The organism is Paenibacillus sp. P5_B5 (assembly GCF_056400365.1).
The window spans coordinates 1-918 of the sequence record NZ_JBFULK010000051.1; the positions used below are offsets into that span (position 1 = coordinate 1).

The window sequence follows — 918 nt, forward strand, 5'->3', positions numbered from 1 at the left end:
CCCATTCGGACATCCCCGGATCAAAGCCTGCATACGGCTCCCCGAGGCATTTCGTCGTTCGCCACGTCCTTCTTCGGCTCCTAGTGCCTAGGCATCCTCCGTGCGCTCTTATTAGCTTAACCAGCTAATTATAAAACGTTGTTCTCTTAATTGCTTAAGAAGAACATCGGATGTTTCTAAGCTCTTACGTTTCGTTTCGCTATCTAGTTTTCAAGGAACAATTTGTTTACCGTTTTTGGCGGCAAGAAGTATGATAACACACTTCATTTTTACTTTTCAACCTGAAATATTTGCCAGATTAAGAAGTTTTTTTGGTGGAGCCAAACGGGATCGAACCGTTGACCTCCTGCGTGCAAGGCAGGCGCTCTCCCAGCTGAGCTATGGCCCCAAATTATATAAAGTTTTAAATGGTGGGCCCTAGTGGACTCGAACCACCGACCTCACCCTTATCAGGGGTGCGCTCTAACCAGCTGAGCTAAGGGCCCTCAAAGTTTTGCGAAGCAAAACTGCAATACTTTTCATAAAAAAACCCCACTCTATAGCTTGTTGTGGGGTTCGCTTGGCAACGTCCTACTCTCCCAGGACCCTTCGGTCCAAGTACCATCGGCGCTGGAAGGCTTAACGGTCGTGTTCGGGATGGGTACGCGTGGTTCCCTTCCGCCATCGTCACCAAACGAATTAYCTGAAGTAACCAAACYTCAGATGGCCTTAACATTGAAAGGTRCTTGCCCCTTCAAAACTGACAACGAGTGAAGAAACTTTAGTGGTCTGTCAAGCAAACCACTGTTCGAATGTTTCCGTTTCAGGAAACGATTCTCCATAGAAAGGAGGTGATCCAGCCGCACCTTCCGATACGGCTACCTTGTTACGACTTCACCCCAATCATCTACCCCACCTTCGGCGGCTGGCTCCCTTGCG

The 918-nt window shown here is 48.5% G+C and carries 2 tRNA genes and 3 rRNA genes; all 5 read right to left on the minus strand.

Annotation, left to right across the window (positions count from 1 at the left end):
• A 23S ribosomal RNA gene (locus AC1DOK_RS24440) occupies positions 1 to 122 on the minus strand; the annotation flags it as partial.
• Positions 123 to 312: 190 nt separating this feature from the next.
• Positions 313 to 388 (minus strand) — tRNA-Ala (locus AC1DOK_RS24445).
• A 20-nt stretch (positions 389 to 408) separates the two neighbouring features.
• Positions 409 to 485: transfer RNA gene (locus AC1DOK_RS24450), tRNA-Ile, on the minus strand.
• Between the two features lie 72 nt (positions 486 to 557).
• Positions 558 to 674 (minus strand): 5S ribosomal RNA (gene rrf / locus AC1DOK_RS24455).
• Positions 675 to 823: 149 nt separating this feature from the next.
• Positions 824 to 918 (minus strand): 16S ribosomal RNA (locus AC1DOK_RS24460); the annotation flags it as partial.